Source organism: Mesorhizobium sp. YL-MeA3-2017 (assembly GCF_030814575.1).
Lineage (GTDB): Bacteria > Pseudomonadota > Alphaproteobacteria > Rhizobiales > Rhizobiaceae > Mesorhizobium > Mesorhizobium terrae.
The window spans coordinates 2,563,832-2,590,261 of the sequence record NZ_JAUSVH010000001.1; the positions used below are offsets into that span (position 1 = coordinate 2,563,832).

Here is a 26,430-nt window from a genome sequence, read left to right on the forward strand (position 1 = left end):
TGCCCGACCGGCCTTGGCAGGTCAAGGTCTGATTGTCAGCAATGCTCCTGGCGCAGCGTCAGCCGAACACCACCAGGAGATCCTTGGCATCGATCTGGTCTCCGGTTCTGACCAGCACTTCCGCGATCACCCCGTCGCGCTCGGCATGCAGCGCCGTCTCCATCTTCATCGCCTCGATGGAAAGCAGCACGTCGCCGGCCTTGACCGCCTGCCCGCCGGAAACGGCGAGTGTCGAGACCACGCCCGGCATTGGCGCCCCGACATGAGCCTCGTTGCCAGGCTCCGCCTTGCGGCGTGCCTTGCCGTTCGAGGCGCCATGGGCGCGGTCCGGAACCTTGACGCGACGCGGCTGGCCGTTGAGTTCGAAGAACACGGTGACCATGCCCTTCTCGTCGACCTCGCCGACAGCCAGGCAGCGGATGACCAGCGTCTTGCCCTTTTCGATGTCGACGAAAACCTCGTCTTCCGGCTTCATGCCGTAGAAATAGGTTGGCGTCGGCAACACGCTGACGGGACCATAGGTTTCCTGGGCGGCGGCGAAATCGGAGAACACCTTCGGATACATCAGCCAGGAAGCGAACTCGCTTTCCGATAGTTTGCGGCCGAGCTTGTCCTCGATCTCCTTGCGGTTTTTCTTCAGGTCCGCCGCCTTGAGCAACGAACCCGGTCGCACGGTGATCGGTTGGTCGCCCTTCAGCGCCTTCTTCTGGAGAGCCTGCGGCCAGCCGCCGGGCGACTGGCCGAGATCGCCGCGCAGCATCGACACGACCGAATCCGGGAAGGCGATATCCTTGGCCGGGTTCTCGACATCGGCAACCGTCAGATCCTGGCTCACCATCATCAGCGCCATGTCGCCGACGACCTTGGACGACGGCGTCACCTTGACGATGTCGCCGAACATCAGGTTCACGTCGTGATAGGCCTGCGCGACCTCGTGCCAGCGTGTCTCCAGGCCGAGCGAGCGGGCCTGTTCCTTGAGATTGGTGAACTGGCCGCCTGGCATCTCGTGCAGATAGACTTCCGACGCCGGCCCCTTCAGGTCGCTTTCAAAGGCGGCATATTGATTGCGCACCGCCTCCCAGTAGAACGAAATCTTGCGGATCCACTTCGGATCGAGACCAGGTTCGCGATCGGTGCCCTTCAACGCTTCGACGATGGAACCGAGACAAGGCTGCGAGGTGTTGCCGGAGAAGGCGTCCATGGCCGCGTCGATGGCATCGACACCGGCCCCCACCGCCGCCAGAACCGTCGCGGCCGAGAGGCCGGATGTGTCATGCGTGTGGAAATGGATCGGCAGATCGGTCGCCTCGCGCAGTGCCTTGAACAGCACCTGCGCCGCGGCGGGCTTCAAGAGGCCGGCCATGTCCTTGACCGCGATGATATGGGCGCCCGCCGCTTCCAGCTCCTTGGCCAGCCCGACATAGTAGTTGAGGCTGTATTTGGCCCGGTTCGGGTCGAGGATGTCGCCCGTGTAGCACATCGCCGCTTCGATCAGCTTGCCTTCGGCGCCGACCGCGTCCATGGCGACACGCATGTTCTCGACCCAGTTCAGGCAGTCGAAAACACGGAAAAGGTCGATACCGCCTTCCGCGGCCTGCTTGACGAAGTGCTGCACGACATTGTCGGGATAGTTGGTGTAGCCGACGCCGTTGGCGCCGCGCAGCAACATCTGCAGCAGGATGTTCGGCGCTCTCTCGCGCACCAGGGACAGCCGCTCCCAGGGATCTTCGGTCAGGAAGCGCATGGCCACGTCGAAAGTGGCGCCGCCCCAGCACTCCAGCGACAGCAGTTGCGGCAATGCGCGCGCATAGGTGCCGGCGACGCGGGTGATGTCATGCGTGCGCATGCGCGTGGCGAGAAGCGACTGATGTCCGTCGCGCATCGTCGTGTCGGTGACGAGCACTTCCTTCTGCGCGCGCATCCACTTGGCGAAGCCTTCGGGGCCGAGCTTGTCGAGCTTCTGCTTCGAACCGTCGGGGATCGGCGCCGTGAACCAGGGAATGACCGGCGCGGCGGCATCCGGATTGGGCTTTGGCCGGCCGCGCGTCTCGGGATGGCCGTTCACGGTGACGTCGGCCAGATAGTTGAGCAGCTTGGTGGCTCGGTCCTGACGCTTGACCTGTGCGAACAGCTCCGGCGTCGAGTCGATGAACTTGGTCGTGTAGGAATTGTCGGCGAAGCTCGGATGATTGATGATCGCTTCGAGGAAGGTGAGATTGGTCGCCACGCCGCGGATGCGGAACTCGCGCAACGCGCGGTTCATGCGCGAGATCGCCTCGCCTGACGTAGGCGCCCAGGCGGTCACCTTCTCGAGCAGCGGATCGTAGAAACGGGTGATGACGGCGCCCGAATAGGCGGTGCCGCCATCGAGGCGAATACCGAAGCCGGTGGCGCCGCGATATGCGGTGATGCGGCCATAGTCCGGAATGAAGTTCTGCTCGGGATCTTCCGTGGTGATACGGCATTGCAGCGCGTGGCCGTTGAGCCTGATGTCTTTTTGCGCCGGAACACCCGAGCCCAGCGTGCCGATGGCGAAGCCGTCGAGGATGTGGATCTGCGCCTTGACGATGTCGATGCCGGTCACCTGTTCGGTGACGGTGTGCTCAACCTGGATGCGCGGATTGACCTCGATGAAGTAGAACTTGCCGGTATCGGCGTCCTGCAGGAATTCGACCGTACCCGCGCCGACATAACTGGTCTCGCCGGCGATCTTCAGCGCATAGCCGCAGAGTTCCTGCCGTAGCTCGCTGCTGAGATAAGGCGCCGGTGCACGCTCCACGACCTTCTGGTTGCGGCGCTGGATGGAACAGTCGCGTTCGAACAGATGAACCGCGTTGCCATGTGTATCGCCCAGCACCTGCACCTCGACATGGCGGGCGCGCTCGATAAGCTTTTCGAGATAGACTTCATCCTTGCCGAAAGCCGCCTTGGCCTCGCGCTTGCCTTCCATCACCTCGCGGGCCAGATCAGCCTCCGAACGGATGGCGCGCATGCCGCGCCCGCCGCCGCCCCAGGATGCCTTCAGCATCACGGGATAGCCGACCTGCGCGGCGAGCTTCTTCACCGTCTCCATGTCGTCGGGCAGGGGATCGGTAGCCGGCACCACGGGCACGCCGACCTCGACGGCAAGATTGCGGGCTGCCACCTTGTTGCCGAGCCGTCGCATCGTTTCCGGCTTCGGGCCGATGAAGGTGATGCCGTTTTCCGCGCAGGCATCGGCGAATTCCGGGCTTTCCGAGAGCAGGCCGTAGCCGGGGTGGATGGCATCAGCGCCGGACAGTTTGGCGACGCGGATCACTTCGTCGATCGACAGATAGCTTTCGATCGGTCCCATATCTTTCGTCAGCCATGGGCCGCGCCCGACCTGATAGCTCTCGTCGGCCTTGAAACGGTGCAGCGAATATTTGTCCTCCTCGGCCCAGATCGCCACCGTTTTGAGGCCCAGCTCGTTGGCCGCGCGAAACACGCGGATGGCGATCTCGGAACGATTGGCGACAAGGATCTTCGTGATTGCCAAGGGGGAATGCTCCAGCCAACGAGGGAAGAAAGGCGGGCGCATGATTAGCGTGAAAATGCTGCGGTGCAACCAAAATAAGCAGCCGATATCGACTGAACACGGATCAGGCAGTTGGGGTGCCGGGATTCACTAAGCCCACCGGAAATTCCGCGACGGCATGCGGCAAGGAACGGCGAAATAATCATCCGCCGGCAGCCAGCCGTCGGACGCCTTTATCGATGAACCCGAACCGGAAAAAGAAAATGCCCGGCGCATGGCGCCGGGCATCGTTGTAGCAAGTGGTCAGCTGTTTACTGCTGGAACCAGGAATACTTGCCGTCGTCCTTCTTCTTCCACTCGTACATGACGTAGCCGGGAAGCTTGGGATCGCCCTTTTCGTCATAGGAGAGCTCGCCGAGAACGGTCTTGAACGGACCCTTCTCGTGCATCGCCTTGGCGACTTCCTTGGGATCGTTCGACTTTGCGGCGGCGGCAGCCTGCGCGATCACCTGGGTGGCCGCATAGGAGTAGAGCGTATAGGCTTCCGGCTCGAAGCCCTGGGCGCGGAACTTGGCAACCAGTTCCTTGTTGCCCGGGTTGAGGCGCGGGTCCGGACCGAAGGTGTTGAGCGTGCCGGCAACCGCGTCGCCTGCGATGGCGGCGAGTTCGTCGGTGACGATGCCGTCGCCCGACATCAGCTTGGCCTTCAGGCCCTGGTCAGCCGACTGACGAATGATCAGGCCGGCTTCCGTGTGCAGGCCGCCCCAGTAGATCAGGGTCACACCGGCTTCCTTCATCTTGGCGATGAGAGCGGAGAAGTCCTTGTCGCCGACATTCACGCCTTCATACATGACATCCTTGACGCCAGCGGCATTCATGGCCTTCTTGGTTTCGTCAGCGAGGCCCTGACCATAGGGCGTCTTGTCATGGATGACGGCAACCTTGGCGTCCTTGAAGTTCTTGGCGATGTAATTGCCGGCAATGCTGCCCTGCTGGTCATCGCGGCCGCAGGTGCGGAACACGTTCCACAGACCGCGTTCGGTGAACTTCGGGTTGGTGGCCGCAGGCGTTACTTCAACGATACCGTTTTCGGCATAGACTTCGGAAGCCGGGATCGAGACGCCCGAGTTGAAGTGACCGACCACGAACTTGACGCCGTCGGCGACAAACTTGTTGGCCACGGAGATGCCCTGCTTCGGATCGGAGACGTCGTCGCCGACCGACAGCTTGATCTGTTCGCCATTGACGCCACCGGCGGCATTGATGTCGGCAACAGCCGCCTCGGCACCCTTCTGCAACTGCGCGCCAAAGGCGGCGTTGGGGCCGGTGATGGGGCCAGCGACGCCGATCAGCAAGTCAGCCCACGCGTTACCGCTGAACGCGACCAGCGCGGTCAGGGCAACGGCGGACAAAAGTGATTTTTTCATTGAAACGCTCCCATTTACCGGGTGGGCGATGATGATGTTTTCATGCGATGCCCACCCCGATCGCAGAAAACGTACTTTGCCCCTTTTTGGGGCCTTGTCACGCCGATTCTTCCCCGAAACGGCGTTAATCATGAACATCAACCTTTAGGCTTCCAACTCAACGGAGAAGCTCTTTCGTAGAGCCAGTTGTACTGTGTAACCATTTGGTTGGTGCGTGTGTATTGATAGCCGAGGAAGGCCAGAACCATCAGCACGATCGTGTCGACGATGTAATATTGCAGCGTGAACATCGTGCCCTCGAACAGCGCGTGATGGATGAAGCGCACGCCGATCCCAAGGCCCAGGATGTAGAAAAAGAGCATGAGCTTGGTGCGCCATGTCTGGGCGCAGGCCTTGCCGGTCATCCAGGCAGCCCAGCCGCCGAGGAGACAAGTGACGAAGAAGAACTGCCAGATGGAGGCTTCTTCATAAATAATACCTTGCATGATGAAGACCCCTTGAGCTCAGTGATGTCCGCCTTCGAGATAGGCGGCGCGCACTTCCGGATTGGCGAGAAGCTCCTTGCCGGTGCCGCTCATCGTGACATTGCCGTTGACCATGACGTAGCCGCGCGTGGCGAGCTTCAGCGCGCCGAAAGCGTTCTGTTCGACAAGGAACACGGTGAGACCCTGCGTGCGGTTGAGCTCGCGGATGGCGTCGAAGATCTGCTTGACGATCAGCGGCGCGAGGCCCAGCGACGGCTCGTCGAGCAGGAGCAGTTTCGGCCGCGCCATCAGCGCGCGCCCGATCGACAGCATCTGCTGTTCGCCACCGGAAAGCGTACCGCCACGCTGGCTGATGCGTTCCTTGAGCCGCGGGAACAACTGGAACACCTTCTCGACATCCTCGGCGTAGTGTTTGAGGTTGTCGAGGCCGGCGCCCATCTGCAGGTTTTCCATCACGGTCATGCGCGGGAAGATACGGCGTCCTTCCGGCGACTGCGCGATGCGAAGTCTGGCGATCTCGTGCGTCGGCATTTCAGTGATGTCGGTGCCGGCGAAAGTGATGGACCCCGTGCGCGCACGCGGCGCGCCGAAAATGGTCATCATCAGCGTCGACTTGCCGGCGCCGTTGGCGCCGATCAGCGCAACGATCTCGCCTTGGTTGACACTGACATTGACGCCGTTGAGCGCCCGAATGTTCCCATAATAAGTGTGGACGCCCTTGATATCGAGCAGCGGTGCACCAGCCATTATTTACGCCCTCCGCGCTTGCCTGCCGCGGGCTTTGCCGGCGCCGACGTGTGGCTTGTCGCAACCTTGCCAGCGTCGACGCGACGCGAGAACTCGGTTTCCTTCCCCTTTGCAAGCAGCTTGGCCTGACTGATCCACTCTTCGCGCGCAATGCGCCCGTCGAAGGCCAGATAGGCCTCGGCGGCTACGACATCCGCCTTCTTCCACGCCGCGATCTGATCGAAGTGGTAGATACCGTGATCGTTCAGCTTCTTCTCGTTGACCGAGCCGATGCCCTTGATGCGGGTGAGATTGTCCGCCTTGCCGCCACGCGGGGCGTCCAGTCGATTGGAAATGCCGGCTGTCGCTTTGGCCGCGCCGCCGGCTGTCTTGCTCGCCGCCGGCTTCGTCGAAGCCGCTTTTCGCGTGGCAGGTTTCCGCGCCGCGGCACTTGCTATCTGTGCCTCGACCAGCGCTGCCTTGGAAGCCCCCTTCGAAACGGTCACCCTCTCGCCGTCGTTGTGGTCGATCGTGTCGCTGATCGGGCCGGCGAGCATCGAGGCAGAGGTGCTGGGGCCGTGCGCAACATCCGGATGGCCATCCAGTCGCTCGAGGACGTTCTCGTCACCGACGTCGGTGAGCACTGTTTCCACTTCCTCGTCGTCGACGCCGAGATAGGCGGCGATGACCCTGGGATCGGACCGGACATGGGCCGGATCGCCATCGGAAATCTTGCGGCCGTATTCCAGGACGACGATGTGGTCGGAAATCTGCATGACCACCGACATGTCGTGCTCGATCAGCAGGATCGAGGTGCCCGTATTGTTCTTGATGTCCATCAGGAGTTCGTTGAGCGCCAGCGATTCCTTCGGATTGAGACCGGCTGCCGGCTCATCGAGACAGAGCAATTCCGGGCCCGTGCACATCGCTCGCGCGATCTCGAGCCGGCGCTGCGCGCCATAAGGAAGGTCGCCGGCCGGATCGTCGGCGCGATCCATCAGGTCGGCCTTCTCCAGCCAATGTTTGGCCAGTTCGACGGATTCAGCTGATGCCTTGCGATAACCGCCGAGCCCCACCAGGCCCATGATCGTGTAGCCGGAGGCCTTCATCAGCTTGTTGTGCTGCGCCACCAGGAGATTTTCCAGAAGCGTCATGCCCGAGAACAGGCGGATGTTCTGGAAGGTACGAGCCACCTTGGCCTTGGCGGTGATCTGGAAGTCGGGCATCCGCTCCAAGAGGAACTCCGAACCGCTCTCGCCGGTGAAGCGGATCATGCCTTCGGACGGCTTGTAGAAGCCGGTGATGCAATTGAACACCGTGGTCTTGCCGGCCCCGTTCGGGCCGATCAGCGCGGTAATCTCGCCGCGCCTGGCCTCGAAGGACAGGTCGCCGATGGCGACAAGTCCGCCGAACTTCATCGACAGGTGTTCGACTTGGAGAAGTGTCTTGTTCATGGGAGGGCTCGCGTTCATCAGCCGTGTCCTTCCTTGGTGAAGGAGCCTGAAACCGCTTTTCGTTCTCTCAGGAACGCTGTCGGTTCTCGACTGCCGACGAAGCCGCGTGGCTTCCACAACATGACGATGACCATGGCCATGCCGAACAGGAGCATACGGTAGAGCTCAGGCGTGAAGTCCGGCCCGAACAAAACCTTGAGGAAGTCCAGTTCACGCAGGATTTCGGTGCCGCCGATCATGACCGCCGCGGCGACCGCAATGCCGCTCAGCGAGCCCATGCCGCCCAGAACGACGATCGCCAGGATGATCGCCGATTCGATGAAGACGAAGGATTCCGGCGAGACGAATCCCTGGCGCGCCGCGAAGAACGCGCCGGCAAAGCCGCCGAACATGGCGCCCGTTGCAAAGGCGGTCAGCTTGGTGGTGGTGGTGTTGATGCCGAGCGAGCGGCAGGCGATCTCATCTTCGCGCAGGGCTTCCCAGGCGCGCCCCACCGGCATGCGCCTGAGCCGGATGGTGACGAAGGCGGTGAACAGCGCCAGTGCCAGGATGAGGTAGTAGAGGAAGATTTTGTAGTAGGCACCCGACTGGGCAATGCCCAGCACCTTGGAGATGTAGTTCGGGTCCGAGACGTTGAAGGTAAACAGGCCGAAGAACGACACTTTCGGAATGCCGGAAACGCCGGCGGAGCCGTTGGTGATGTCACGCCAGTTGATCAGCACCAGACGAATGATCTCACCGAAGGCAAGCGTCACGATGGCCAGATAGTCGCCGCGCAGACGCAGCACCGGGAAACCCAACAGCACACCCCAGAAGGCCGCCATGATCCCGGCTGCGGGCAGCAGGATCCAGAAAGACAGGCCGAAATGCGTGCCGAGCAGCGCGTAGGCGTAAGCGCCGACCGCGTAGAAGGCGACATAACCGAGGTCGAGCAGGCCGGCCAGGCCGACGACGATGTTCAGGCCCCAGGCCAGCATCACATAGATCAGGATCTGGATGCCGAAATTGTCCACCCATTTCAGCGATCCCTGGAAACCGACCAGCAGAACCACCACGACGGGATAGATCAGCAGAACGCCGATGCCGATGGAGTTGAAATTACGGCGAATGAAGCCCGGCTCGGCAACGGCCGCCGGCGCCTTGGCCTTTTCGGCCTTGGCGCGCTCCATGGCCGGCTGGACAAAGCCGACATAGAGGAAGCGCCCTAGTGCGGTGGCGAAGACCACGGCGGCGAGCAGCCCCCAACGCTGCAGCAGCACCAGTTCGTTGCGGATGTTCTGGTCGGTCCTCAGACCGATGAACAAAACGAACAGGCCAAACGCGACGAGGCCGGCATAGATCGCCTCGCGGAAGGCGCGAGCGAGCGGGTTCGCGACTTCGTCGCGAGTGTTGGACACGGTAACGGCCATGGACTCAGACCTTTTCGACTTCAGGCCGGCCGAGGATGCCGGAAGGCAGGAAGATCAGCACGATCGCCAGGATGGAGAAGGCGGCGACGTCCTTGTAATCGATGGAGAAATAGGCGGACCACATACTCTCGATGAAGCCGATGAGCAGGCCGCCGAGCACGGCACCGGGAAGCGAGCCGATGCCGCCGAGAACCGCAGCCGTGAAGGCTTTCACGCCCGGCACGAAGCCGTCGGAGAAGGACACGACGCCGTAATACATCAGGAACAGCGTGCCTGCGACAGCAGCCAGCGAGGCGCCCATGATGAAGGTGATCGAGATGGTGCGGTCGACGTCGACGCCGAGCAGCGCGGCCATCTTCCGATCTTGCTCGCAGGCGCGCTGAGCGCGGCCAAGTGCGGTGCGATTGACCAGATACCAGAACAGCGCCAGCAGCGCCGCGGTAACCACAACGATGATGATCTGCTTCAGCGAGATCGAGATGCCGGCAACGTTGTAGACTTCCGACACCATCGGCGGGATCGGCTTGTTGCGCGGGCCCTGGGTGACCTGCACGAAATTCGACAGGCCGATCGACATGCCGATGGCGGTGATCAGCGGAGCGAGGCGGAACGAGCCGCGCAGCGGGCGATAGGCGACCTTTTCGATCGTCCAGTTGTAGAGGCTGGTGAGCAGCATCGCCACGACCATCATCACCAGAAGGGCGATGACGACCGGCACGGAGCCGAAGGCCGCGCCCAGGATCAGAAAGACGATCAGGGCGGTGAACGCACCGACCATGAAAATGTCACCATGGGCGAAGTTGATCATGCCGATGATGCCGTAGACCATCGTGTAGCCGATCGCGATGAGCCCATAGATGGACCCGAGTGTCAGCCCGTTTACAAGCTGCTGGACGAAGTACTGCATATTACGGAGGCTCCCCTGAAACGTCGCCGGCCCGGACGCGTTTCTTCTCGTATTTCCCCTGGTCCCAAGACTTCAAACCTGGATTGCAATGGCGAATTATTCATCGCCCGGCGCGTGTTTTCAACGTGCCTTGCGATTGCCATTTTATCGTTGCCCGGTTCGTGGACTACTGCGGACCGTATCATTGGCACAAAGCAATGTCTTTGACGATTCCGAATTATTTTGCACCCCTTTTCGAAACTTTCGTCTTCAAAATCGGTTGATTAGACAGATTGTTGCACATTGGCGCCTAATCGTTTTTCCTCCTTCTTCACCGGCGAAACTGTTCCGGCCCCATACTTAACGATCAAACCGTTGCACGCGGTCTGTATATCGGCCCGGCGCGGATTCGCCGGCATGCGACACGTCCCTTGCCGCAACGCCGACCAGCCACGACTGGACGCGCCCGGTGCCATTGAACCGGCTTGCCTGTAGAAATTTAGAAGAAAAGACGGAGCTCTACCGGAGCTGCGCTTGCACAGCGTGGCATCGCCGATCGGACGCCCGGACATGACGCCCGTCGTCCTCAACATGCGCCCGCCGTCGCAAGAGGAGCGTTGTGCGGCCCCAGGCACATCGACCCGCCAGCGATACCGCATCGCCCAGCCGTCACCGCACAAACCAGTCGCGACGATCCTGCCCCAAGCACTGGCGATAACCCCTCCCACAAGGTTTTCCCCATCTGATATATCACTGATATATCTTGACGAAATTCCTTCTGTCAATTGGTTTGTCGGCTTGATATATCAAAAATATATCAATCGGATGATGCAGCCTTGAACACCGTCGAGCTTGAAACCGAGCGCGCTGAAACCGCTGAATCGGTCAGCGCGAAAGCCTATCACGCGCTCGAAAAAATGATCGTCACGCTCGAATTGGCACCCAGCAGTCTCACCACCGAACGGGCGCTCATCGAAAAATTGTCGCTCGGTCGCACCCCTGTCCGAGAGGCGATCCAGCGCCTTGCCTGGGAGGGGCTCATTTCTGTTCGCCCCCGCGCTGGTCTCGAAATCGCCCCCCTCCATGCGGGCGACTGGCTGAAAGTACTCGACGCGCGACGTGGCATCGAAATCATCCTCGCGCGCTCGGTCGCGCGTTTCGCCACGCCGGACATCGCCGCCCGTCTGCAAGCGACGGCGTTGGCCATGCATGACGCGGTCGTCACCAACGACGTCATCGGCTACCTCGAAGCAGACAAATCGCTCGATGAGGTGATGGCGGCGGCTACCGACAATCAATATGCTGCCAGGCTCGTCGCCCCCCTGCAGACGCACAGCCGTCGCTTCTGGTTCCGCTTCCAGAGCGGCACCGGCCTTGCCGAAGCCGCCGGCAATCATGTCACCTTGATCCGCGCCATCCTGGAACGAGACGAAGACGCCGCCGCCGCCGAAGCGGACCGGCTCATGGCGCTGCTTCGCCTGCACGCTCAGGCCGCCGCGATGCGGTGAATTCGTTCCGCCGCAGTGGCGGATCAGGCAGCGCGCCCTTTGCTGGCGACCGGAACCGTATTCTCCCAGCCATCGCCAGCCGCCACGATGCAGCTTCGGCCAGCAACATCGGTCACCAGCATCGTCCAGGTGCCGCTCGTCGACACATAGATCTCGACAATGACCGCTTGTCCGGCAAGACCATAGCCAGTCTGCCGCTCCTGGAAGAGCTGGCCAAGCCGGGTCACGACAAGATCGTGCGGTCCGCAGGCAACCTGAGCCTGCGCCGGAGCACTCGGCAGCGCCAGCAAGACGCCAACCAAGCCCATTCTGATCCATCGAAACGTGAAATAGCGTGCCATAAGGCACCTCCTTTGCCTGCGCATGCCGGCAAGGAGAGGCATATGGGCCGCCTCAGTGTGCCGGTACGCTCCAGGCCTGGTTCGACGACTTCATCGCGTCGCTCCTTCTGGTTTCCGGTTCATGCCCCGAGCTATCGCTGGGGCTCTATGAATCGATATGGGTAGGCGCCGTTGCGGAAACAAGCATCGGCCTAAGAAAGCGCCGAGATCATCCGCCCCGACACGCCGGCAACATTGCAATGGCCGCATCGCCCAGCAGTTTGCGCAGATCGATCGACGTCGTCAGGGGAAAGAACTTTTCGCCGGGCTTGCTGCGCATGTGAATGGCGGCAATCAGCGGCCCGTTGCCGACGGCACCGGCCCGGCAGCCGCCCTTGATTGTCACTGTAATGCTACCTTTGCCGTCACTGCGCCCGGTCGCGCGGAAGGCGCGCGCCTTTGCCAGGCCCGCCGAAAGCCTCTCGACATCGGCCCTGGCGATACGTGCCTGCTGGATATGTTCGAAGGTTGGGCTGGCGACGACACCTGGCGTTGCGTCGCCATCGACGATCTCAAGCGGCACCACCTCGTGCACCGGTCCATAAGGCGCCGGCGCTTCCAGCGAAAAGTCCAGCACGACATCGGCGTTGCGCAGTTTCAGGGCGGCCGGCATCACCGCGGCAACGCTGAGCACCGCGGGATCGGCCGCAAGTGGGTCCATGGTAGCCAGTCTGACCAGTGCCGATGGCGTGATGGATGCGCAGCCGGCCGCCAAAAGCGCGGCAACCAATGCGCTGACACGAAATACATGTTTGATCATGAGGGGAATCCATATTTGACAGCCAATAATTATTGTTTTACGATAATAAATGCAACCGATAAAAGAAGGACCATGAAATGGCGGAACGAGAACGGGCCCGCCGGCTGAGCCGGCAGCTGGAATATCTGGTCGCGGCGATCGTCGTGATCGTCCTCGGCGTCGTGGCCGTTGGGCTGGGATGGGCGCTTATGGAACCGGAACGGATTGGCCCGTTCGCCGCGCAGCAATACGGCTTTGCCACTCCTGCCCACAGCTCCGACATCTCGACATGGCTGCTGGTGGCGATCTTCCTGGTTCAGACCGTTCCGATGGTCGCGGGCCTGCTGGGACTATGGGCAGCCCTCCGCGATATCGGCCGCCGCGAGACGATTGGCATTGAAGCCGCGCGCTGGCTACGGCGGGCCGGCATCGCCTTTTTCATCAATGCACTCGTCATGCTGGTCTCGCGTCCGGTCGTCTCGCTCGTTTTGTCGATCGACATGCCGCCCGGCCAGCGCTTCCTCTCCATCGGCTTCGGGACGCCCGAATTGTTCACCTTGCTGGTATCCGGCGTGCTGGTGATGTGCGGGCATCTGATGACGGTCGCCGCCGAAATCGAAGACGAGAACAGGCGGTTCGTCTGATGCCGATCATCGTCAATCTCGACGTCATGCTGGCGCGCCGCAAGGTGCGCTCCAAGGAACTCGCCGCCAAGATCGGCATCACCGAGCAGAACCTGTCGCTGCTGAAATCCGGCAAGGTGAAGGGCGTGCGCTTCCCGACACTGGCGCGCATCTGCGCCGAACTCGACTGCCAGCCGGGGGATTTGCTCGAATATCGGCCAGGGGCCGAGGAAGAGGATGATGCATAAAAAACGGGCGCCGATGGCGCCCGTTTCATTTTCGAGATTGGCTGTCGTCAATTCATCGTGGGAATGACGAACTCGGCACCATCCTTGACGCCCGACGGCCAGCGCGAGGTGACCGTCTTGGTCTTGGTGTAGAAGCGGAACGCGTCCGGGCCGTGCTGGTTGAGATCGCCGAAGGACGACGCCTTCCAACCACCGAAGGTGTAATAGGCGATCGGCACCGGGATCGGCACGTTGATGCCGATCATGCCGACCTGCACGCGGCTGGCGAAATCGCGCGCCGCATCGCCGTCGCGGGTGAAGATGGCGACGCCATTGCCCATCTCATGGTCGTTGGCGAGCTTGATCGCGTCCTCGTAGCGCGGGGCGCGCACCACCGAAAGCACCGGCCCGAAGATCTCTTCCTGATAGATGCGCATGTCCGGCGTCACATTGTCGAACAGGCAGCCACCCATATAGTAGCCGTTCTCGTAGCCCTGCATCTTGAAGCCGCGACCGTCGACGACGAGCTTGGCGCCTTCCTTGACGCCGATGTCGACGTAACCCTTGATGCGCTCCAGCGCCTGCGCGGTCACCACCGGGCCGAAATCGGCCGACGAATCGGTCGACGGACCGACCTTGAGGCTCTCGACGCGCGGGATCAGCTTTTCCATCAGCCGGTTCGCGGTATCGTTGCCGACCGGAACCGCAACCGAGATCGCCATGCAGCGCTCGCCAGCCGAACCGTAGCCGGCGCCGATCAGCGCATCGACCGTCTGGTCCATGTCGGCATCGGGCATGATGATCATGTGGTTCTTGGCGCCGCCGAAGCACTGCACGCGCTTTCCGGCCGCGCAGCCGCGCGAGTAGATGTATTGCGCGATCGGCGTCGAGCCGACGAAGCCGATGGCCTTGATGTCCGGATCGTCGAGGATGGCGTCGACCACTTCCTTATCGCCGTTGACGACGTTGAGAACGCCCTCCGGCAGGCCGGCCTCGATGAACAGCTCGGCGATGCGCAGCGGCACGCCCGGATCGCGCTCGGAAGGCTTCAGGATGAAAGCGTTGCCGCAGGCGATCGCGGGGGCGATCTTCCAGAGCGGGATCATCGCCGGGAAATTGAACGGGGTGATGCCGGCGACGACACCGAGCGGCTGCCGCATCGAATAGACGTCGATGCCGGGGCCGGCGCCGTCGGTGAACTCGCCCTTCATCATATGCGGCGCGCCGATGCAGACCTCGACCACTTCGAGGCCGCGCTGGATGTCGCCCTTGGCGTCGGCGATGGTCTTGCCGTGCTCACGCGCCAGGATTTCGGCCAGCGAGTCATATTCGCGGTTGGCGAGTTCCAGGAACTTCATCAGCACGCGCACGCGGCGCTGCGGATTGACCGCCGCCCACTTTATCTGTGCCGCCTTGGCGTTTTCGACAGCGGCGCGCAGCTCCGACTTGGAGGCCAGCGCGACCGTGCCGCGCACCGAGCCGTCCATCGGCTGCATCACGTCCTGCTTGCGTCCGCTCGTACCGGCGACGCGCTTGCCACCGACGAAATGACCGTATTCGATCATGGTTCTCTCCCTGGATTTTGATGAGGCCATTGTCTGCCTTTGAGGATCGGAACGCAACGCGAGGGAAATCGCAGCCGTTGTGCAAGGATTAAATACCGAACTGGACAGAAGCATCAAACAGCGCAAAGATGCCGATGGTTCGTTTCGTCCGGAATACAGGCAAGCCCACCCGCCCGGAGGCATCATGAATTGGGATGACGTGCGTATCTTCCTGGCCGTGGCCCGCTCGGGCCAGATCCTGGGCGCCGCAAAACGCCTCGAGTTGAACCATGCCACGGTCTCGCGGCGCATCGCCGCGCTCGAAGAGGCCTTGCGGACCAAACTGTTTCGCCGGCTTACCACCGGTTCCGAGCTGACGCCGGCCGGAGAACGCTTCCTCGACATTGCCGAGCGCATGGAAGCGGAGATGATCGCCGCGCGCTCGACGGTGGCCGGCGAAGGCGACGACATTTCCGGCACCGTGCGCATCGGCGCGCCCGACGGCTTCGGCGTCGCCTATCTCGCGCCGCGGCTTGGCGCGCTGACCGCACTGCATCGCGAACTCACGATCCAACTCGTGCCGGTGCCGCGCTCCTTCTCGCTGTCGCGCCGAGAGGCCGACATCGCGATCACCGTCGAACGGCCGACCGAGGGGCGACTGGTTGCCGGCAAGCTGGTCGATTACACGCTCGGCCTCTATGCCTCGCGCGCCTATGCCGAAAAGCACGGCCTGCCGGCGAGCAAGGCCGAACTGCAGCAACATCCGTTGATCGGCTATGTGCCTGACCTCATCGTCAGCCAGTCGCTCGACTACGCGGCCGAGTTCAGTCCGGACTGGCATTCCACTTTCGCCATCTCCTCGGCGCTCGGCCAGGCGGAGGCGGTACGGTCCGGTGCTGGCGTCGGCATCCTGCATACTTTCGTCGCCCGCTCAATGCCGGAACTGGTCCCCGTGGAAGCAGCCACCCCGATCCGCCGCGCCTACTGGCTGGTCTATCATGAAAGTGTCCGCCAGCTGCGGCGCATTCAGGTCGTCGCCGCCTTCATTGCCGGGCTCGTTGAAAAGGACCGCGCCCTGTTTTTGTAAGCCACACTTCTTCATCGCCACGCTGCGGAAAATCCGCCCTGGCCATTGTCAAAGAACACTCCCGTTGCGGGAGAAGTCGGGAAGCGGGGCGCCGGGTCGGTGCCTCACACTATTCTAATGCTGGCGCCTTCCGGGCGCCCCGCCGGTGTTCTTGCCCCGGACCGACCTCGCACGTCATTCGCGACGGCAGACTTCGGGCCTCAAAGCCGCCATTCGCGGCGGCCGGGTTTTTCCAGGGCCCGGACTTAGGGCTCGTCACCAGACAACGCCACCGTTAGCGCTGCCAGTCCGGCACCGACGTCCTCCCTGATACCCGGTGCGCACCAGGTTCCCGTTGAGGACGGCTTTCAGGCGCAAGGATGCCGCAGGCCAGGAAGGGTGTGGAAAGAATTGCCGGGAAATTTAATGCGCGATCGGATAGTCAATTGAAATAAAAGGATGATTTCTTTCCTCAAGGGCTTGTCGAAGAAGACCGCCCCCTGTTTCTTTAGCTTGGCCGCACATTTCGTGCTTGGGGAAACAAAGTGTTGTCACGACCCTATGTCGAATTGCTGCGCCAGGCCCGCCGCGCTGCGCGACGGCCTGACGAGGCGGAGGATCTCCTGCAGACGGTGCTGCTTTCGGCGATCGAAGCCGGTCGTGCCGATCTTTCCTGCCCCGACAACCGCAAATGGCTGCAAGGCGCGCTGCGCAAGCGCGCGGCATTCGATGCCCGCGCCGCCGTCCGCCGGCGCCATCGCGAAACCCGCTGGCAGGCCGAGCCCATGGCATCGGTCGCGCGCGAGGACATGCCGAGGGCTTTCGTCGTCGCACTGCCCTCGGCGCTCAAAACCACCGCGCTCCTGGCGCTCACCGGCCATACACGGCAGGAAATCGCCTGGCTGCTGCGCCTGTCGGACCCTGCCTTGCGGCAGCGCATCGCCGAGATCAGGCGGCGCTGGCGCGACGCCGGTGGAAATCAGCTCGAAGAATTATCCGGTCTCGACGGCACGCTTCATTTCGGCCGCATCCGCCGCGCGCTGCTCGGGCCGGCGCGCCGCGATGGCGTGCTGCTCGCCAGCCACGATCCCGACGGTCATCTTTTTTTGGTGAGCCTTCCCTCACAAATCGGGATGGCGCGGCAACAGTGCGAACGCAAACCCTCAAACCAGGAGTAGACATCCCGTGTTTCGCAACAGAAAACTTGGCACCATCTGCTATTTCGTTTCCGACATCGGCCGCACCGAAGCGTTCTATCGCGACGTTCTCGGCCTCGAAGTCCAGAACATGGGCGACGACGGCGACGGCCACGATTGGCTGACGGCGCAGACCGCCAACGGCATCGAGCTGATCTTCTTCCAGAAGGAATCGCGACCCGGCAATTCGCCGATCATCGTCTTCGAAATCGCCGAAGGCGGCATCGACGACGTCGTCGCCGGACTGGCAGCCAAAGGCGCCACCATCGTCACGCCAGTGAGCCACGCCCCCGGGGGATGGTCGGCCGAAATCGCCGACCCGGACGGCCACCAGATCTCGATGTATCAGTCGGAAGAGCAGCCGCGTTCGCTGAAGAAATAGCGACGGAGGGGCGGTGCGCCGAAACTGCTTCGGCGCACGCCTCAGGCGTAGCGCGACATATTGAGTTCGCTGACGTCGATGTCAGGCTTCTTGCCTGAAATGACGTCGGCGAGCACCCGTCCCGAGCCGCAGGCCATGGTCCAGCCCAGCGTGCCGTGGCCGGTGGACAGGAAGAGATTGTCGAAACGGGTCTTGCCGATGATCGGCGGACCGTCCGGCGTCATTGGCCTGAGCCCGCACCAGAAGCTCGCCTTCGAGACATCGCCGCCGCGCGGGAACAGATCGGTGACGGAATGTTCCAGCGTTGCCCGCCGGGCGGGCCGCAGCGCCAGATCGTAGCCGGAAATCTCGGCGGTGCCGCCGACGCGGATACGGTCGCCGAGGCGGGTGATCGCCACCTTGTAGGTCTCGTCCATGACGGTCGATTCCGGTGCGCCGGCAGCGTCGCTGATCGGCACGGTGATCGAATAGCCCTTGATCGGAAAGACGGGAATCGAAAGGCCAAGCGGCTTCAGCATGATCGGCGAATAGCTGCCCAGCGCGCAGACATAGGCGTCCGCCGTCAAAAGCCCCTCGCTGGTATCGACGCCGGCGATTCGGCCGCCCTCGGTGGCGATGCCCTTGATCGTGGTGTTGAAGCGGAAGCGCACACCGCGCTTGGCGGCATGTTCGGCCAGCCGTTCGGTGAACATCTTGCAGTCGCCTGTTTCGTCACCGGGCAGGCGCAGACCGCCGACGAACTTGCCCTTGACGTTGCCCAATGCCGGCTCGGCGCCGATGCAGCCGGCCGGATCGAGCACTTCATAAGGCACGCCGAACTGCTTCAGCACCTCGATGTCGCCGGCGGTGCCGTCGAGCTGCTTCTGGGTGCGGAACAATTGCAAGGTGCCCTGGGCGCGGTCGTCATACTGGATGCCGATTTCGGCGCGCAGGGCCTTGAGACAATCGCGGCTGTATTCGGCGATCGGCACCATGCGCGCCTTGTTCACGGCGTAGCGCGCCTCGGTGCAGTTGCGCAGCATCTTGAGCACCCAGGAAATCATCGCCGGATCGACCTTCGGCCGGATCACCAGCGGCCCGAAATGCATCAGCAGCCACTTGATCGCCTTGATCGGTACGCCGGGACCGGCCCAGGGCGACGAATAACCCGGCGACACTTCGCCCGCATTGCCGAAGCTGGTTTCCAGCGCCGGCCCGCTTTGGCGGTCCACCACCGTCACCTCATGGCCGGCTTCCGCCAGATAATGGGCGGCCGTCACACCGATGACGCCGCTGCCAAGCACCAGAATTCTCATAGTCCCGCTCCTAGTCGCCCTGTCACGCCGCCGTTGGGCCATCCGGGTCGTCCTTGCCCTCTGTCTGCCGCATTTCCGCAACCGCGCCAAGAGGTGGCACAACGCTATTGGCACTGTAGACCAGCCGCAGTCGCGGTCGGCTGGGCCGGGCAACACTCGCACGAAGCGCCGCTTCCGGCTGGAACAGCACCTTCACCACCCGGATCTGCTCGGTTTCGCCTTCCGCCCGCTCGACCAGGGTAGTTTCGCCTTCCGTCATGCCAAGCAGCGACAGGCCCCATGGCGTCGTCATCGACAGGCTGCCGCCGACAACGCCGCGCGCCTCGTTCTGGATCACCGTGCGCGTCTCGGCCGCCTTGCCGTCGACGCGGAAAGTGACGCGGCTGTTGATCGTCACCACATCCGGATCGACGGAACCGATGAGCACCACGCTGGCGTTGGCGAGCTTCTTTTCCAGCACGGCGGCCAGCGGATCGCCCAGCGCGCGTTTCCGCTCCAGCAGCGTTTCCAGTATGGCGAAATCCTTGGTGGTCAGGCGGCAAGTTGTCATGGCCATCTCCCGCATCACAACCGCTCCGCCGGCGGCGGCTCGACGGCGACGATGTCGAGCGCCATTTCGCGGCCATCGCGGGTCGCCCAGTGCACGCGGTGGCCAACCTGCGCGCCGATCAGCGCCGTACCGAGCGGGGTGAGTATCGAGATGCGTTGCGCGGCGATGTCGGCTTCGGCGGGATAGACCAGTGTCATGTGTTGCTCGGCGCCGTCGCCGTTCCGCGCTCTGACGGTGGAGCCCATACGCACCACATTGTCGGGCATCGCGCCGGCGGCGGCCACCGTTGCGCGATCCATTTCGGAAAGCAGTTCTTCCGCGGTGTCGGGCAAACGGTCGAGCGATGCCCGCGCCAGTCCGGTCAGGCGACCGTGGTCGGTCGCGGTCACCAGGATGGTGTCAGGTGGACGAACCTTGATTGATCTTTGCATGGTAAACCTCTCATGTTGGATGGGCGCATCGAGGCGATGCGCGGCTGACCGCACGCATATGGCGGCCTCAAATCGAACCGACGCGCACTTTCACGCCTTCGGCTCGAAACTCAGATGTCGTGTTGAAATGCGCCCCGGTACGGACGGACGCGCAAAGGCGTCCGCGCCGGGGCTACGCTCCCGCGATGGGGCAGATCCTGAAACAGGTCCGGTTATGGGCAACGGTGCTCATGCGGCGAGCCTTGCCGACACAGGCTGGCTTGTCAAGCATGGCAAAGCCGCTCAGCCGCCGATGTAGCGCCGGTGGAAGCGATGGCCGAGGCTGGTCAGCACCTCGTAGCCGATCGTACCGGCGACATCGGCCACCGTGTCGAGCGGATGCGACGGACCGATCAGCTCGACCAGATCGCCCTCCTTCAGGCGTCCGTCCGGCAGCGCCGAAATATCGAGGATGATCGAATCCATCGAGACCCGGCCGATGAAGGGCAGTTCGACACCGTCGAAGAAGGCGGCGGCAGACGTGCGGCGATGCCAGCCATAGCCGAGCGCGATCGTCGCCATCGCGAGCGGGCCGGTTGCGTGAAAAGTGTGGCCATAACCGACGCCGGTTCCTGCATCGATTTGCCGGGTCTGGATCACCTTGGCTTCCAGTGTCACCACCGGCAGCATCGGGTTCTTGTGCCCCGGCGTCGGATTGATGCCGTAGAGCGCGGCGCCCGGCCTGGCCAGATCGTGATGATAGGGCTTGCCGAGGAAAATGCCGGAAGAGTTGGCGAAGGAGACCGGGGCCGGCGGCAGCATCTTGCGCAGCCGCTCGAACTCCAGCCGCTCGGCTTCGTTGGCGTCGCGTTCCGGCTCGTCGGCACAGGCGAGATGGCTCATCACCAGCCTGACATCGATGCCGTCGAAACGCGATGGGTCGGCCGCAAGCGCCTCCACCTCGACCGGCGCCATGCCGAGCCGCGACATGCCGCTATCCACCTGGACGGCAGCGAGCAATGTCAGGCCTTTTCGCTGCGCCAGCTTCCGCCACGCGGCAAGCTGCCCGCTGCTGTTGATGACGGGGATCAGCGCCGCATCGAGCGCCTCTTCCTCCGATCCGGGCAGCAGGCCGTGCAGCACGAAGATCGTCGGCTCGGACCCGAGGCCGGCGCGCAGCACGATGCCTTCCCAAAGATGCGCGACGAAGAAGGTGTCGCAGTCTTCCTTGCGAAGGGCTTTCGCCACCTCCACCGCGCCCAGGCCATAGCCGTCGGCCTTGACGACGCCGGCACAGGCGACGCCGTCGAGCCGCGCCTTGAGGCGCCGGTAGTTTTCGCGAATGGCGGAAAGATCGATGGTGAGGATAGCGCCGGCCGCCGCTTCATCGGGCTGGGCGGGCGCATGGATTGTCGATTTGGTCAATTCGGGTGGTCTGGCTCCGGCAATGCTGGCGGCATCGATCATCTTCGACCCCGTGCGGCAATACGATTGGCTTCCTGAACGCTTATGCCACCAGATGCCGGAAGGCCGCAACGACCTCTTCATAGACCTTGCGCTTGAACGGCACGATCAGGCCAGGCAGGTCCTGCATCGGGCGCCAGCCCCATTCGTCGAACTCGGCCTCATGCCCGCCGGGCGGCGGATTGATCTTGATCTCGCTTTCCTCGCCACGGAAGCGAAATGCGAACCATCTCTGCGTCTGGCCGCGATAGCGCCCTTTGAAGGCGATGCCGACCAGGTCGCGCGGCAGATCGTAATTGATCCAGTCTGGCGCTTCGGCGAGGAGATCGAGGTTTTTCATGCCCGTCTCCTCATAGATCTCGCGTTTCGCGGCCGCGAGCGGCTCCTCGCCCTTGTCGATACCGCCTTGCGGCATCTGCCAGAGCTGCGTGGTACCCGCGAATTCGCTGTCCGGCTCGGCGATACGATGGCCGACCCAGACCAGGCCCTGCGCGTTCAGCACCATCACGCCGACGCAGGGGCGATAGGGCAGCGTTTCGGGATCGACCGGTTTCTTGTTTGCCATGCTCATTTCCGCTCGGGATCGTTCGCCACGGCCGAGATCGGTACGATCTCGATGCCACGTTTCTTGGCCTCGTTGACCCAGGACGCGACCGCGTCGATCGTCACATTGAAGGCGGACCCGGTGCCGATGGCGTAACCCTTCGAGCGTGCCGTCGCTTCAAGCTGGTCGAGTTTTTTCAGGATCGCGCCACGGTCCTGTATCGCATCGATGGCGGTATCGGCGACCGCGAGCGGCACCCCGTCCTTCAGCGCCAGATCGGGCGCGACGCTGCGCGCCGACGAGCCGTCGTCGAGATAGCCGATGCCGCGTTTGCCCAGTTCCGCCATGATCGGGCCGAAGGCCTCGGTGTCGGTGGCGAAACGCGCGCCCATATAGTTCATGACCGCCGTGTAGTTCGTGGTTCGCGACAGAACCCAGCGCAGGTTTTTGAGGTTCTCGTCCGGCGTGGCGTCGACGGTCAGCGTGTTGCGACCGGGGTTCACATTCGGATAGTCGAACGGCTCCAACGGCACCTGCATGACGACTTCATGTCCGCGCCGGCGCGCCTCCTGCATCCAGCGACCGATACTGTTGCCCTGCGAGGCGAAGGCCAGGGTCACTTCTCCAGGCAATTTGGCGATCGCCGACTGCGTGCCGGTCTGCGACACGGCAAGCCCGCCGATGACGATGGCGACACGGGCGCCGCGAGCCCCGGACCATGGCCGCGCGTAGACGTCGAACGGGCGCCGGCCATCGGCCGAGCGGATCGGCAGCGGCCCGGTCTCGCTGTCTTCGATCAATGCCTTGTCCGGCAGATGTGCGACCGAAAGGTTCTGGCCGACGGCGGAGGCATCCTGAATGACGATGCCGGCCTGGCCGCCGGATTCGACCGGCTGCACGCGAATGATCTTGGGGCCTTCGGCGGAAGTGGCCGGACGGGACGAGGCAGGCTTGGCCGGATTGGCGGGCGTTGCCTGCGCTACTTTCCCGGTCTCGGCCGGCGCGTCCGGTTTCGGCGCGGGCGTGGCGACAACCTCCGGCTTGCGGAACGGCTTCTCGCCAAAAGCAATCATCGCCGAAGCCCCGAGCACCGCCAGGACAGCCAGGGCAGCGGCGATCTGGCCGCCACTGAACCGGCTTGCCGCACGCGGCGCGCGCGGCCCGGCCGATTGGCCAAGCGGTCGTTCGATCTCCTTGGTGAATTCAGCCAAGCCGCCAACCCCTGCGCGCCTGCACAGGCCCCCGAATCAAACTGCCGGAACCTTGCGGTTCCGGCAGCATCGCATTGCTTCAATCGGTCGACCAGCGCTGTGTTGCGCCAGCCGGACGGTGACAGCCCGAGCCTTCGCTCCGGGCCGGTCCTTACTGGTTCATCACCGCCTTGTCCGGGTTCGGCGGGAAGGACGGATCGGTCTTCTCGCCACGCAGCAGCTGCTCGGCGAAGATGAGCTGCAGATCGTTCTTCGGATCCGGCGGCACATAGGCTGCCGAGCCCGAGCCCTGCGAGCTTTCCTCGGCGCCCTTGATGTGGCCCTTCAGGTCCGATTCGCCACGGGTCAGGTCGCGGCCCTGCAATTCCGCCGGCACCGGCTGATCGACCTTGACATCGGGCGTGATGCCCTTGCCCTGGATCGACTTGCCCGACGGCGTGTAATAGAGCGCCGTCGTCAAGCGCAGCGCGCCATTTTCGCCAAGCGGAATGATGGTCTGCACCGAGCCCTTGCCGAAGGACTGCGTGCCCACCACCGTGGCGCGCTTCAGATCCTGCAAGGCACCGGCGACGATCTCCGAGGCGCTCGCCGAACCGCCATTGACGAGGACCACCAGCGGCTTGCCGTCGATCTCGTCGTTCGACTTGGTCTTGGCGTCGAAGCGGGTCACGTCCTTCGGATCGCGGCCGCGCGTCGAGACGATTTCGCCACGCTTCAGGAAGGCGTCGGAAACCGAAACCGCCTGATCGAGCAGACCGCCCGGATTGAGCCGCAGGTCGAGCACATAGCCTTTCAGCTTGTCCTTCGGAATCTGCTTCTTGATCTCGGCGATGGCGTTCTCGAGATCGTCATAGGTCTTCTCGGTGAACGAGGTGATCTTCATGTAGCCGACATCGTTCTCGACCCGGAACTTCACCGCCTTGACCTTGATGATGTCGCGCACCACCGTGATGTCGAGCGGCTTGTCGGCGCCCTGGCGCAGGATCGTCAGCTTGATCGGCGTGTTGACCGCGCCGCGCATCTTCTCGACCGCGTCGTTCAGCGTCAGGCCGCGCACCTCTTGGCCGTCGATCTTAGCGATATAGTCGCCGGCAAGCACGCCGGCCTTGGCGGCCGGTGTGTCGTCGATCGGAGTGATCACCTTGACGAGATCGTTCTCCATCGTCACTTCGATGCCGAGACCGCCGAACTCGCCCTTGGTCTGCACGCGCATGTCCTGCGCCTGATCGGCGTTCATGTAGGACGAGTGCGGATCGAGCGACGACAGCATGCCGTTGATGGCGTTCTCCACCAGCGACTTGTCATCCGGAGGCGTCACATACTGGGCGCGCACACGCTCGAAGATATCGCCGAAGATGGCGAGCTGCTTGTAGGTCTCCGAGCCCGCCGCGTTCGCCGCTGTGCTGGGTACGCCATAAACCAGGCTCATGGCTGACGCGCCCATCAGCGCGCCGGCGAACAAGAGCGACACTTTCCGCATCATTTCACGTCCTTCCAGAGAATCGATCCGCCCACCATGGGTTAGGATCGACAGGTTTTCCATCCTTGCGGAACTCGATGTAGAGTTCCGGCGTGGCATTTCCATTCTGCGCTGCAGACGTGCTCGCCACCCGGGCTTCGCCCATGGTGCCAATCGGTTCGCCCGAGAGCACGGCCTGGCCAGCCGCTACGTTCAATTTGCTCATTCCCGCCAACACGACATGATAGCCGTCGCCGGCGTTCAGGATCAAGAGTTGGCCATACGAGCGAAACGGCCCCGCATAAAGAACGCTTCCATCCGCCGGTGCGGTGACGATGGCTCCCGATTGTGTCGCAACCATGTCGCCTTGCATGATGCCGCCGCTGCCGTCCTCGCCTCCGAACCGGCGTCGCATTTTGCCGGTAACCGGCAGGGCAACCTGCCCTTGCATCGCCGAAAACGGCGATACCGATGCCAGGCGATTGGCTTCCGGAACCGGGGTTGCGGCAGCGACTGCATCGGCGTTCGCCTTGTCGATCGCATCCTGCTTTGCCTTTTCCGCGGCTTTGCGTGTCTTGTCCGCCTCGGCGTCGAGCGAGGCGATCAGGTCCTTGAGGCTGGAGGCCTTGGCCGCCAGTTCCCGCGCCCGCTTCTGCTCGTCCGCCTGAGCCGTTTCGGTATCGGCCTGAAGCTTCTCCTTGGTCTGCAGCAACAGGTTGAGTCGCTGCTTCTCGGCGAGCTGATCCGTGACCGCGGCGGCGAGGCGCGCCCGCTCGGCCTCGATCGAAGCCGTCACCTTGGAAAGTTCCGCCAGTTCGGCCATCACCACGTCGGCGCGGTGCCGCAGTTCCGGCACGACGGCGCCAAGCAGGATGGCGCTGCGCACCGAGGACAGCGCATCCTCCGGCTGGACCAGGATCGCCGGCGGCGGATTGAGGCCCATGCGTTGCAGCGCGCCCAGCACCTCGGCCAGCACGTCGCGGCGCGAAGCCAGCGATTCGCGCAGCTTTTTTTCCTGGTCCTTGAAGCCACCCAGCCTGGTGCCGATCTCCTCGATGTCCTGGCTGAGCTTCTGCTCGGTCTTGGCCGACTGGATAAGGGCCGCGGTAATCGACGCGGAATCCTTCTTCACCGTGGCGATATCGGCGGCGAGCTTGCCAAGCCGCTCGCCCGACAGGGTGATCTCCTTGGATACCCGCTCATATTCCGCCCGGTTCTGGTCCGCGTCGGGCGGCGTTTCGGGGGTGTTTTGTGCGTGAGCCGAAGACGACATGACGAACGCAGCTGCAATGAAGCAACCGCGCATGATGCCCGATCTCGACTTTTCACGCTCTACCATGGAAGCCCGACTGTATTCGCGGCTTCGTTAACGAACCATCAACCATAATTATTCGCTCACCCACCTTCTGGGCTTCTCGAACCGCAATGGGGCGAAAATCGGATCAGCGCTCTAGGAGCGATGGTAAGGATGGCCGGCAAGGATCGTGGCGGCGCGGTAGAGCTGTTCGCCCAGCATGACCCGCACGAGCTGGTGCGGCCAGGTCATGGCGCTCAACGACACGACAAGATCGGCCTGATCGCGCAGCGACTGGTCGTGGCCGTCGGCGCCGCCGATCGCAATCACCAGCGCGCGACGCCCGCCGTCGCGGAACAGGCCGAGACGGCCGGCGAATTCCTCGGACGAAAAGGTGCGGCCCCGCTCATCCAGCAACACCAGCGCGCCGCCGGGCTGAAGCTGCGTCTGCAGGCGCTGGCCTTCCTCGCGCCGGCGCTCGCTGGCCGTCTGGCCGCGGCTTTCGGCGATTTCGGTGACGCCGGAAAACTCGAGGCCGATCGCGGCTCCGCTTTTGGCAAAACGGTCGAAATAGCGAGCGGCCAATTCTCTTTCGGGGCCGGCTTTCATCCGGCCCACGGCATGTACGATGATCTTCATCCCTGCCTCGCGGAGC

The 26,430-nt window shown here is 63.1% G+C and carries 25 protein-coding genes; 6 read left to right on the forward strand and 19 right to left on the reverse strand.

Annotated elements, in window-relative coordinates; all coding sequences use genetic code 11:
* Positions 1 to 58: 58 nt before the first annotated feature.
* From pyc to QFZ88_RS12170, 7 genes are all read right to left on the reverse strand, one after another.
* Complete coding sequence (gene pyc / locus QFZ88_RS12140) at positions 59 to 3,517, reverse strand: pyruvate carboxylase (protein ID WP_024922976.1); 3,459 nt, start codon at positions 3,515 to 3,517, stop codon at positions 59 to 61.
* Positions 3,518 to 3,807: 290 nt separating this feature from the next.
* Positions 3,808 to 4,923 carry a branched-chain amino acid ABC transporter substrate-binding protein gene (locus QFZ88_RS12145; RefSeq protein WP_024922977.1) on the reverse strand — a complete coding sequence of 372 codons (1,116 nt, stop codon included), beginning with the start codon at positions 4,921 to 4,923 and terminating at the stop codon, positions 3,808 to 3,810.
* A 137-nt stretch (positions 4,924 to 5,060) separates the two neighbouring features.
* Complete coding sequence (locus tag QFZ88_RS12150; protein ID WP_024922978.1) at positions 5,061 to 5,408, reverse strand: DUF6867 family protein; 348 nt, start codon at positions 5,406 to 5,408, stop codon at positions 5,061 to 5,063.
* A gap of 18 nt (positions 5,409 to 5,426) precedes the next feature.
* Entirely contained in the window at positions 5,427 to 6,155 is a 729-nt protein-coding gene (locus tag QFZ88_RS12155; protein ID WP_024922979.1) for an ABC transporter ATP-binding protein, read from the reverse strand.
* Entirely contained in the window at positions 6,155 to 7,606 is a 1,452-nt protein-coding gene (locus QFZ88_RS12160; RefSeq protein ID WP_024922980.1) for an ATP-binding cassette domain-containing protein, read from the reverse strand. Before QFZ88_RS12160 ends, QFZ88_RS12155 begins: the two co-directional genes overlap by 1 nt.
* Positions 7,606 to 8,997 (reverse strand): high-affinity branched-chain amino acid ABC transporter permease LivM, encoded by a 1,392-nt coding sequence (livM, locus tag QFZ88_RS12165; RefSeq protein ID WP_024922981.1) that lies wholly within the window; start codon positions 8,995 to 8,997, stop codon positions 7,606 to 7,608. Before livM ends, QFZ88_RS12160 begins: the two co-directional genes overlap by 1 nt.
* Positions 8,998 to 9,001: 4 nt before the next feature.
* Positions 9,002 to 9,904, reverse strand: coding sequence for a branched-chain amino acid ABC transporter permease (locus tag QFZ88_RS12170; protein WP_024922982.1), 903 nt, complete (start codon positions 9,902 to 9,904; stop codon positions 9,002 to 9,004).
* A gap of 815 nt (positions 9,905 to 10,719) precedes the next feature.
* Here QFZ88_RS12170 and QFZ88_RS12175 point away from each other — a divergent pair.
* On the forward strand, positions 10,720 to 11,391 hold the full coding sequence (locus QFZ88_RS12175; RefSeq protein WP_024922983.1) for a GntR family transcriptional regulator: 672 nt from the start codon (positions 10,720 to 10,722) through the stop codon (positions 11,389 to 11,391).
* Positions 11,392 to 11,414: 23 nt separating this feature from the next.
* Here the strand turns inward: QFZ88_RS12175 and QFZ88_RS12180 are convergent, their stop codons facing one another.
* Together QFZ88_RS12180 and QFZ88_RS12185 are read right to left on the reverse strand one after the other, a co-directional pair.
* Positions 11,415 to 11,732: a hypothetical protein gene (locus QFZ88_RS12180; protein WP_024922984.1), complete on the reverse strand. Its 318-nt coding sequence runs from the start codon at positions 11,730 to 11,732 to the stop codon at positions 11,415 to 11,417.
* A 208-nt stretch (positions 11,733 to 11,940) separates the two neighbouring features.
* A complete protein-coding gene (locus tag QFZ88_RS12185; protein ID WP_024922985.1) occupies positions 11,941 to 12,531 on the reverse strand; it encodes a hypothetical protein in 591 nt (196 codons plus the stop codon).
* Positions 12,532 to 12,608: 77 nt separating this feature from the next.
* On the opposite strand from QFZ88_RS12185, the gene QFZ88_RS12190 reads away from it, so the two are divergent.
* Both QFZ88_RS12190 and QFZ88_RS12195 read left to right on the forward strand, forming a co-directional pair.
* Positions 12,609 to 13,154 (forward strand): DUF2975 domain-containing protein, encoded by a 546-nt coding sequence (locus QFZ88_RS12190; RefSeq protein WP_024922986.1) that lies wholly within the window; start codon positions 12,609 to 12,611, stop codon positions 13,152 to 13,154.
* Positions 13,154 to 13,381 (forward strand): helix-turn-helix domain-containing protein, encoded by a 228-nt coding sequence (locus QFZ88_RS12195; protein WP_024922987.1) that lies wholly within the window; start codon positions 13,154 to 13,156, stop codon positions 13,379 to 13,381. Before QFZ88_RS12190 ends, QFZ88_RS12195 begins: the two co-directional genes overlap by 1 nt.
* Positions 13,382 to 13,428: 47 nt before the next feature.
* Here QFZ88_RS12195 and QFZ88_RS12200 read toward each other — a convergent pair whose 3' ends face one another.
* Complete coding sequence (locus tag QFZ88_RS12200) at positions 13,429 to 14,925, reverse strand: CoA-acylating methylmalonate-semialdehyde dehydrogenase (RefSeq protein ID WP_024922988.1); 1,497 nt, start codon at positions 14,923 to 14,925, stop codon at positions 13,429 to 13,431.
* 184 nt (positions 14,926 to 15,109) lie between these two features.
* Here QFZ88_RS12200 and QFZ88_RS12205 point away from each other — a divergent pair, with 184 nt between their 5' ends.
* The 3 genes from QFZ88_RS12205 to QFZ88_RS12215 all read left to right on the forward strand — a co-directional run bounded on the left by QFZ88_RS12205 (position 15,110) and on the right by QFZ88_RS12215 (position 17,548).
* Positions 15,110 to 15,991, forward strand: a complete 882-nt coding sequence (locus QFZ88_RS12205) for a LysR family transcriptional regulator (protein ID WP_024922989.1) — start codon at positions 15,110 to 15,112, stop codon at positions 15,989 to 15,991.
* Between the two features lie 524 nt (positions 15,992 to 16,515).
* Entirely contained in the window at positions 16,516 to 17,148 is a 633-nt protein-coding gene (locus QFZ88_RS12210) for a hypothetical protein (RefSeq protein WP_036254053.1), read from the forward strand.
* Positions 17,149 to 17,155: 7 nt separating this feature from the next.
* Positions 17,156 to 17,548, forward strand: a complete 393-nt coding sequence (locus QFZ88_RS12215) for a VOC family protein (protein ID WP_024922991.1) — start codon at positions 17,156 to 17,158, stop codon at positions 17,546 to 17,548.
* A gap of 41 nt (positions 17,549 to 17,589) precedes the next feature.
* Here QFZ88_RS12215 and QFZ88_RS12220 read toward each other — a convergent pair whose 3' ends face one another.
* The 9 genes from QFZ88_RS12220 to rlmH all read right to left on the reverse strand — a co-directional run bounded on the left by QFZ88_RS12220 (position 17,590) and on the right by rlmH (position 26,414).
* Positions 17,590 to 18,843, reverse strand: a complete 1,254-nt coding sequence (locus tag QFZ88_RS12220; protein ID WP_024922992.1) for a D-amino acid dehydrogenase — start codon at positions 18,841 to 18,843, stop codon at positions 17,590 to 17,592.
* Positions 18,844 to 18,865: 22 nt separating this feature from the next.
* Positions 18,866 to 19,393 (reverse strand): GreA/GreB family elongation factor, encoded by a 528-nt coding sequence (locus tag QFZ88_RS12225; protein WP_244431196.1) that lies wholly within the window; start codon positions 19,391 to 19,393, stop codon positions 18,866 to 18,868.
* A 14-nt stretch (positions 19,394 to 19,407) separates the two neighbouring features.
* Positions 19,408 to 19,824, reverse strand: coding sequence for a nucleoside diphosphate kinase regulator (gene rnk / locus QFZ88_RS12230; protein ID WP_024922994.1), 417 nt, complete (start codon positions 19,822 to 19,824; stop codon positions 19,408 to 19,410).
* A 282-nt stretch (positions 19,825 to 20,106) separates the two neighbouring features.
* Positions 20,107 to 21,270, reverse strand: coding sequence for an alanine racemase (alr, locus tag QFZ88_RS12235; RefSeq protein WP_307417460.1), 1,164 nt, complete (start codon positions 21,268 to 21,270; stop codon positions 20,107 to 20,109).
* 40 nt (positions 21,271 to 21,310) lie between these two features.
* Positions 21,311 to 21,832 carry an RNA pyrophosphohydrolase gene (locus QFZ88_RS12240; RefSeq protein WP_024922996.1) on the reverse strand — a complete coding sequence of 174 codons (522 nt, stop codon included), beginning with the start codon at positions 21,830 to 21,832 and terminating at the stop codon, positions 21,311 to 21,313.
* 2 nt (positions 21,833 to 21,834) lie between these two features.
* On the reverse strand, positions 21,835 to 23,022 hold the full coding sequence (locus tag QFZ88_RS12245) for a divergent polysaccharide deacetylase family protein (protein WP_024922997.1): 1,188 nt from the start codon (positions 23,020 to 23,022) through the stop codon (positions 21,835 to 21,837).
* A 151-nt stretch (positions 23,023 to 23,173) separates the two neighbouring features.
* The gene (locus QFZ88_RS12250) at positions 23,174 to 24,505 is read right to left on the reverse strand and encodes a S41 family peptidase (protein WP_024922998.1); all 1,332 of its coding nucleotides are present in this window, start codon (positions 24,503 to 24,505) and stop codon (positions 23,174 to 23,176) included.
* A gap of 1 nt (position 24,506) precedes the next feature.
* Positions 24,507 to 25,820, reverse strand: coding sequence for a murein hydrolase activator EnvC family protein (locus QFZ88_RS12255; RefSeq protein WP_024922999.1), 1,314 nt, complete (start codon positions 25,818 to 25,820; stop codon positions 24,507 to 24,509).
* A gap of 111 nt (positions 25,821 to 25,931) precedes the next feature.
* On the reverse strand, positions 25,932 to 26,414 hold the full coding sequence (gene rlmH / locus QFZ88_RS12260; protein ID WP_024923000.1) for a 23S rRNA (pseudouridine(1915)-N(3))-methyltransferase RlmH: 483 nt from the start codon (positions 26,412 to 26,414) through the stop codon (positions 25,932 to 25,934).
* Positions 26,415 to 26,430: the final 16 nt, after the last annotated feature.

What these genes read in the sequence shown, in the direction of transcription:
- QFZ88_RS12145 (WP_024922977.1), bottom strand. Translation starts at nt 4,923, where the DNA reads ATGAAAAAATCACTTTTGTCCGCCGTTGCCCTGACCGCGCTGGTCGCG.
- QFZ88_RS12155 (WP_024922979.1), bottom strand. Translation starts at nt 6,155, where the DNA reads ATGGCTGGTGCACCGCTGCTCGATATCAAGGGCGTCCACACTTATTAT.
- QFZ88_RS12160 (WP_024922980.1), bottom strand. Translation starts at nt 7,606, where the DNA reads ATGAACGCGAGCCCTCCCATGAACAAGACACTTCTCCAAGTCGAACAC.
- QFZ88_RS12195 (WP_024922987.1), top strand. Translation starts at nt 13,154, where the DNA reads ATGCCGATCATCGTCAATCTCGACGTCATGCTGGCGCGCCGCAAGGTG.
- QFZ88_RS12205 (WP_024922989.1), top strand. Translation starts at nt 15,110, where the DNA reads ATGAATTGGGATGACGTGCGTATCTTCCTGGCCGTGGCCCGCTCGGGC.
- QFZ88_RS12250 (WP_024922998.1), bottom strand. Translation starts at nt 24,505, where the DNA reads ATGATGCGGAAAGTGTCGCTCTTGTTCGCCGGCGCGCTGATGGGCGCG.
- QFZ88_RS12170 (WP_024922982.1), bottom strand. Translation starts at nt 9,904, where the DNA reads ATGCAGTACTTCGTCCAGCAGCTTGTAAACGGGCTGACACTCGGGTCC.
- QFZ88_RS12185 (WP_024922985.1), bottom strand. Translation starts at nt 12,531, where the DNA reads ATGATCAAACATGTATTTCGTGTCAGCGCATTGGTTGCCGCGCTTTTG.
- QFZ88_RS12190 (WP_024922986.1), top strand. Translation starts at nt 12,609, where the DNA reads ATGGCGGAACGAGAACGGGCCCGCCGGCTGAGCCGGCAGCTGGAATAT.
- QFZ88_RS12225 (WP_244431196.1), bottom strand. Translation starts at nt 19,393, where the DNA reads ATGACAACTTGCCGCCTGACCACCAAGGATTTCGCCATACTGGAAACG.
- QFZ88_RS12150 (WP_024922978.1), bottom strand. Translation starts at nt 5,408, where the DNA reads ATGCAAGGTATTATTTATGAAGAAGCCTCCATCTGGCAGTTCTTCTTC.
- rnk (WP_024922994.1), bottom strand. Translation starts at nt 19,824, where the DNA reads ATGCAAAGATCAATCAAGGTTCGTCCACCTGACACCATCCTGGTGACC.
- QFZ88_RS12200 (WP_024922988.1), bottom strand. Translation starts at nt 14,925, where the DNA reads ATGATCGAATACGGTCATTTCGTCGGTGGCAAGCGCGTCGCCGGTACG.
- QFZ88_RS12220 (WP_024922992.1), bottom strand. Translation starts at nt 18,843, where the DNA reads ATGAGAATTCTGGTGCTTGGCAGCGGCGTCATCGGTGTGACGGCCGCC.
- alr (WP_307417460.1), bottom strand. Translation starts at nt 21,270, where the DNA reads ATGATCGATGCCGCCAGCATTGCCGGAGCCAGACCACCCGAATTGACC.
- rlmH (WP_024923000.1), bottom strand. Translation starts at nt 26,414, where the DNA reads ATGAAGATCATCGTACATGCCGTGGGCCGGATGAAAGCCGGCCCCGAA.
- QFZ88_RS12240 (WP_024922996.1), bottom strand. Translation starts at nt 21,832, where the DNA reads ATGGCAAACAAGAAACCGGTCGATCCCGAAACGCTGCCCTATCGCCCC.
- livM (WP_024922981.1), bottom strand. Translation starts at nt 8,997, where the DNA reads ATGGCCGTTACCGTGTCCAACACTCGCGACGAAGTCGCGAACCCGCTC.
- QFZ88_RS12180 (WP_024922984.1), bottom strand. Translation starts at nt 11,732, where the DNA reads ATGGCACGCTATTTCACGTTTCGATGGATCAGAATGGGCTTGGTTGGC.
- QFZ88_RS12255 (WP_024922999.1), bottom strand. Translation starts at nt 25,820, where the DNA reads ATGGTAGAGCGTGAAAAGTCGAGATCGGGCATCATGCGCGGTTGCTTC.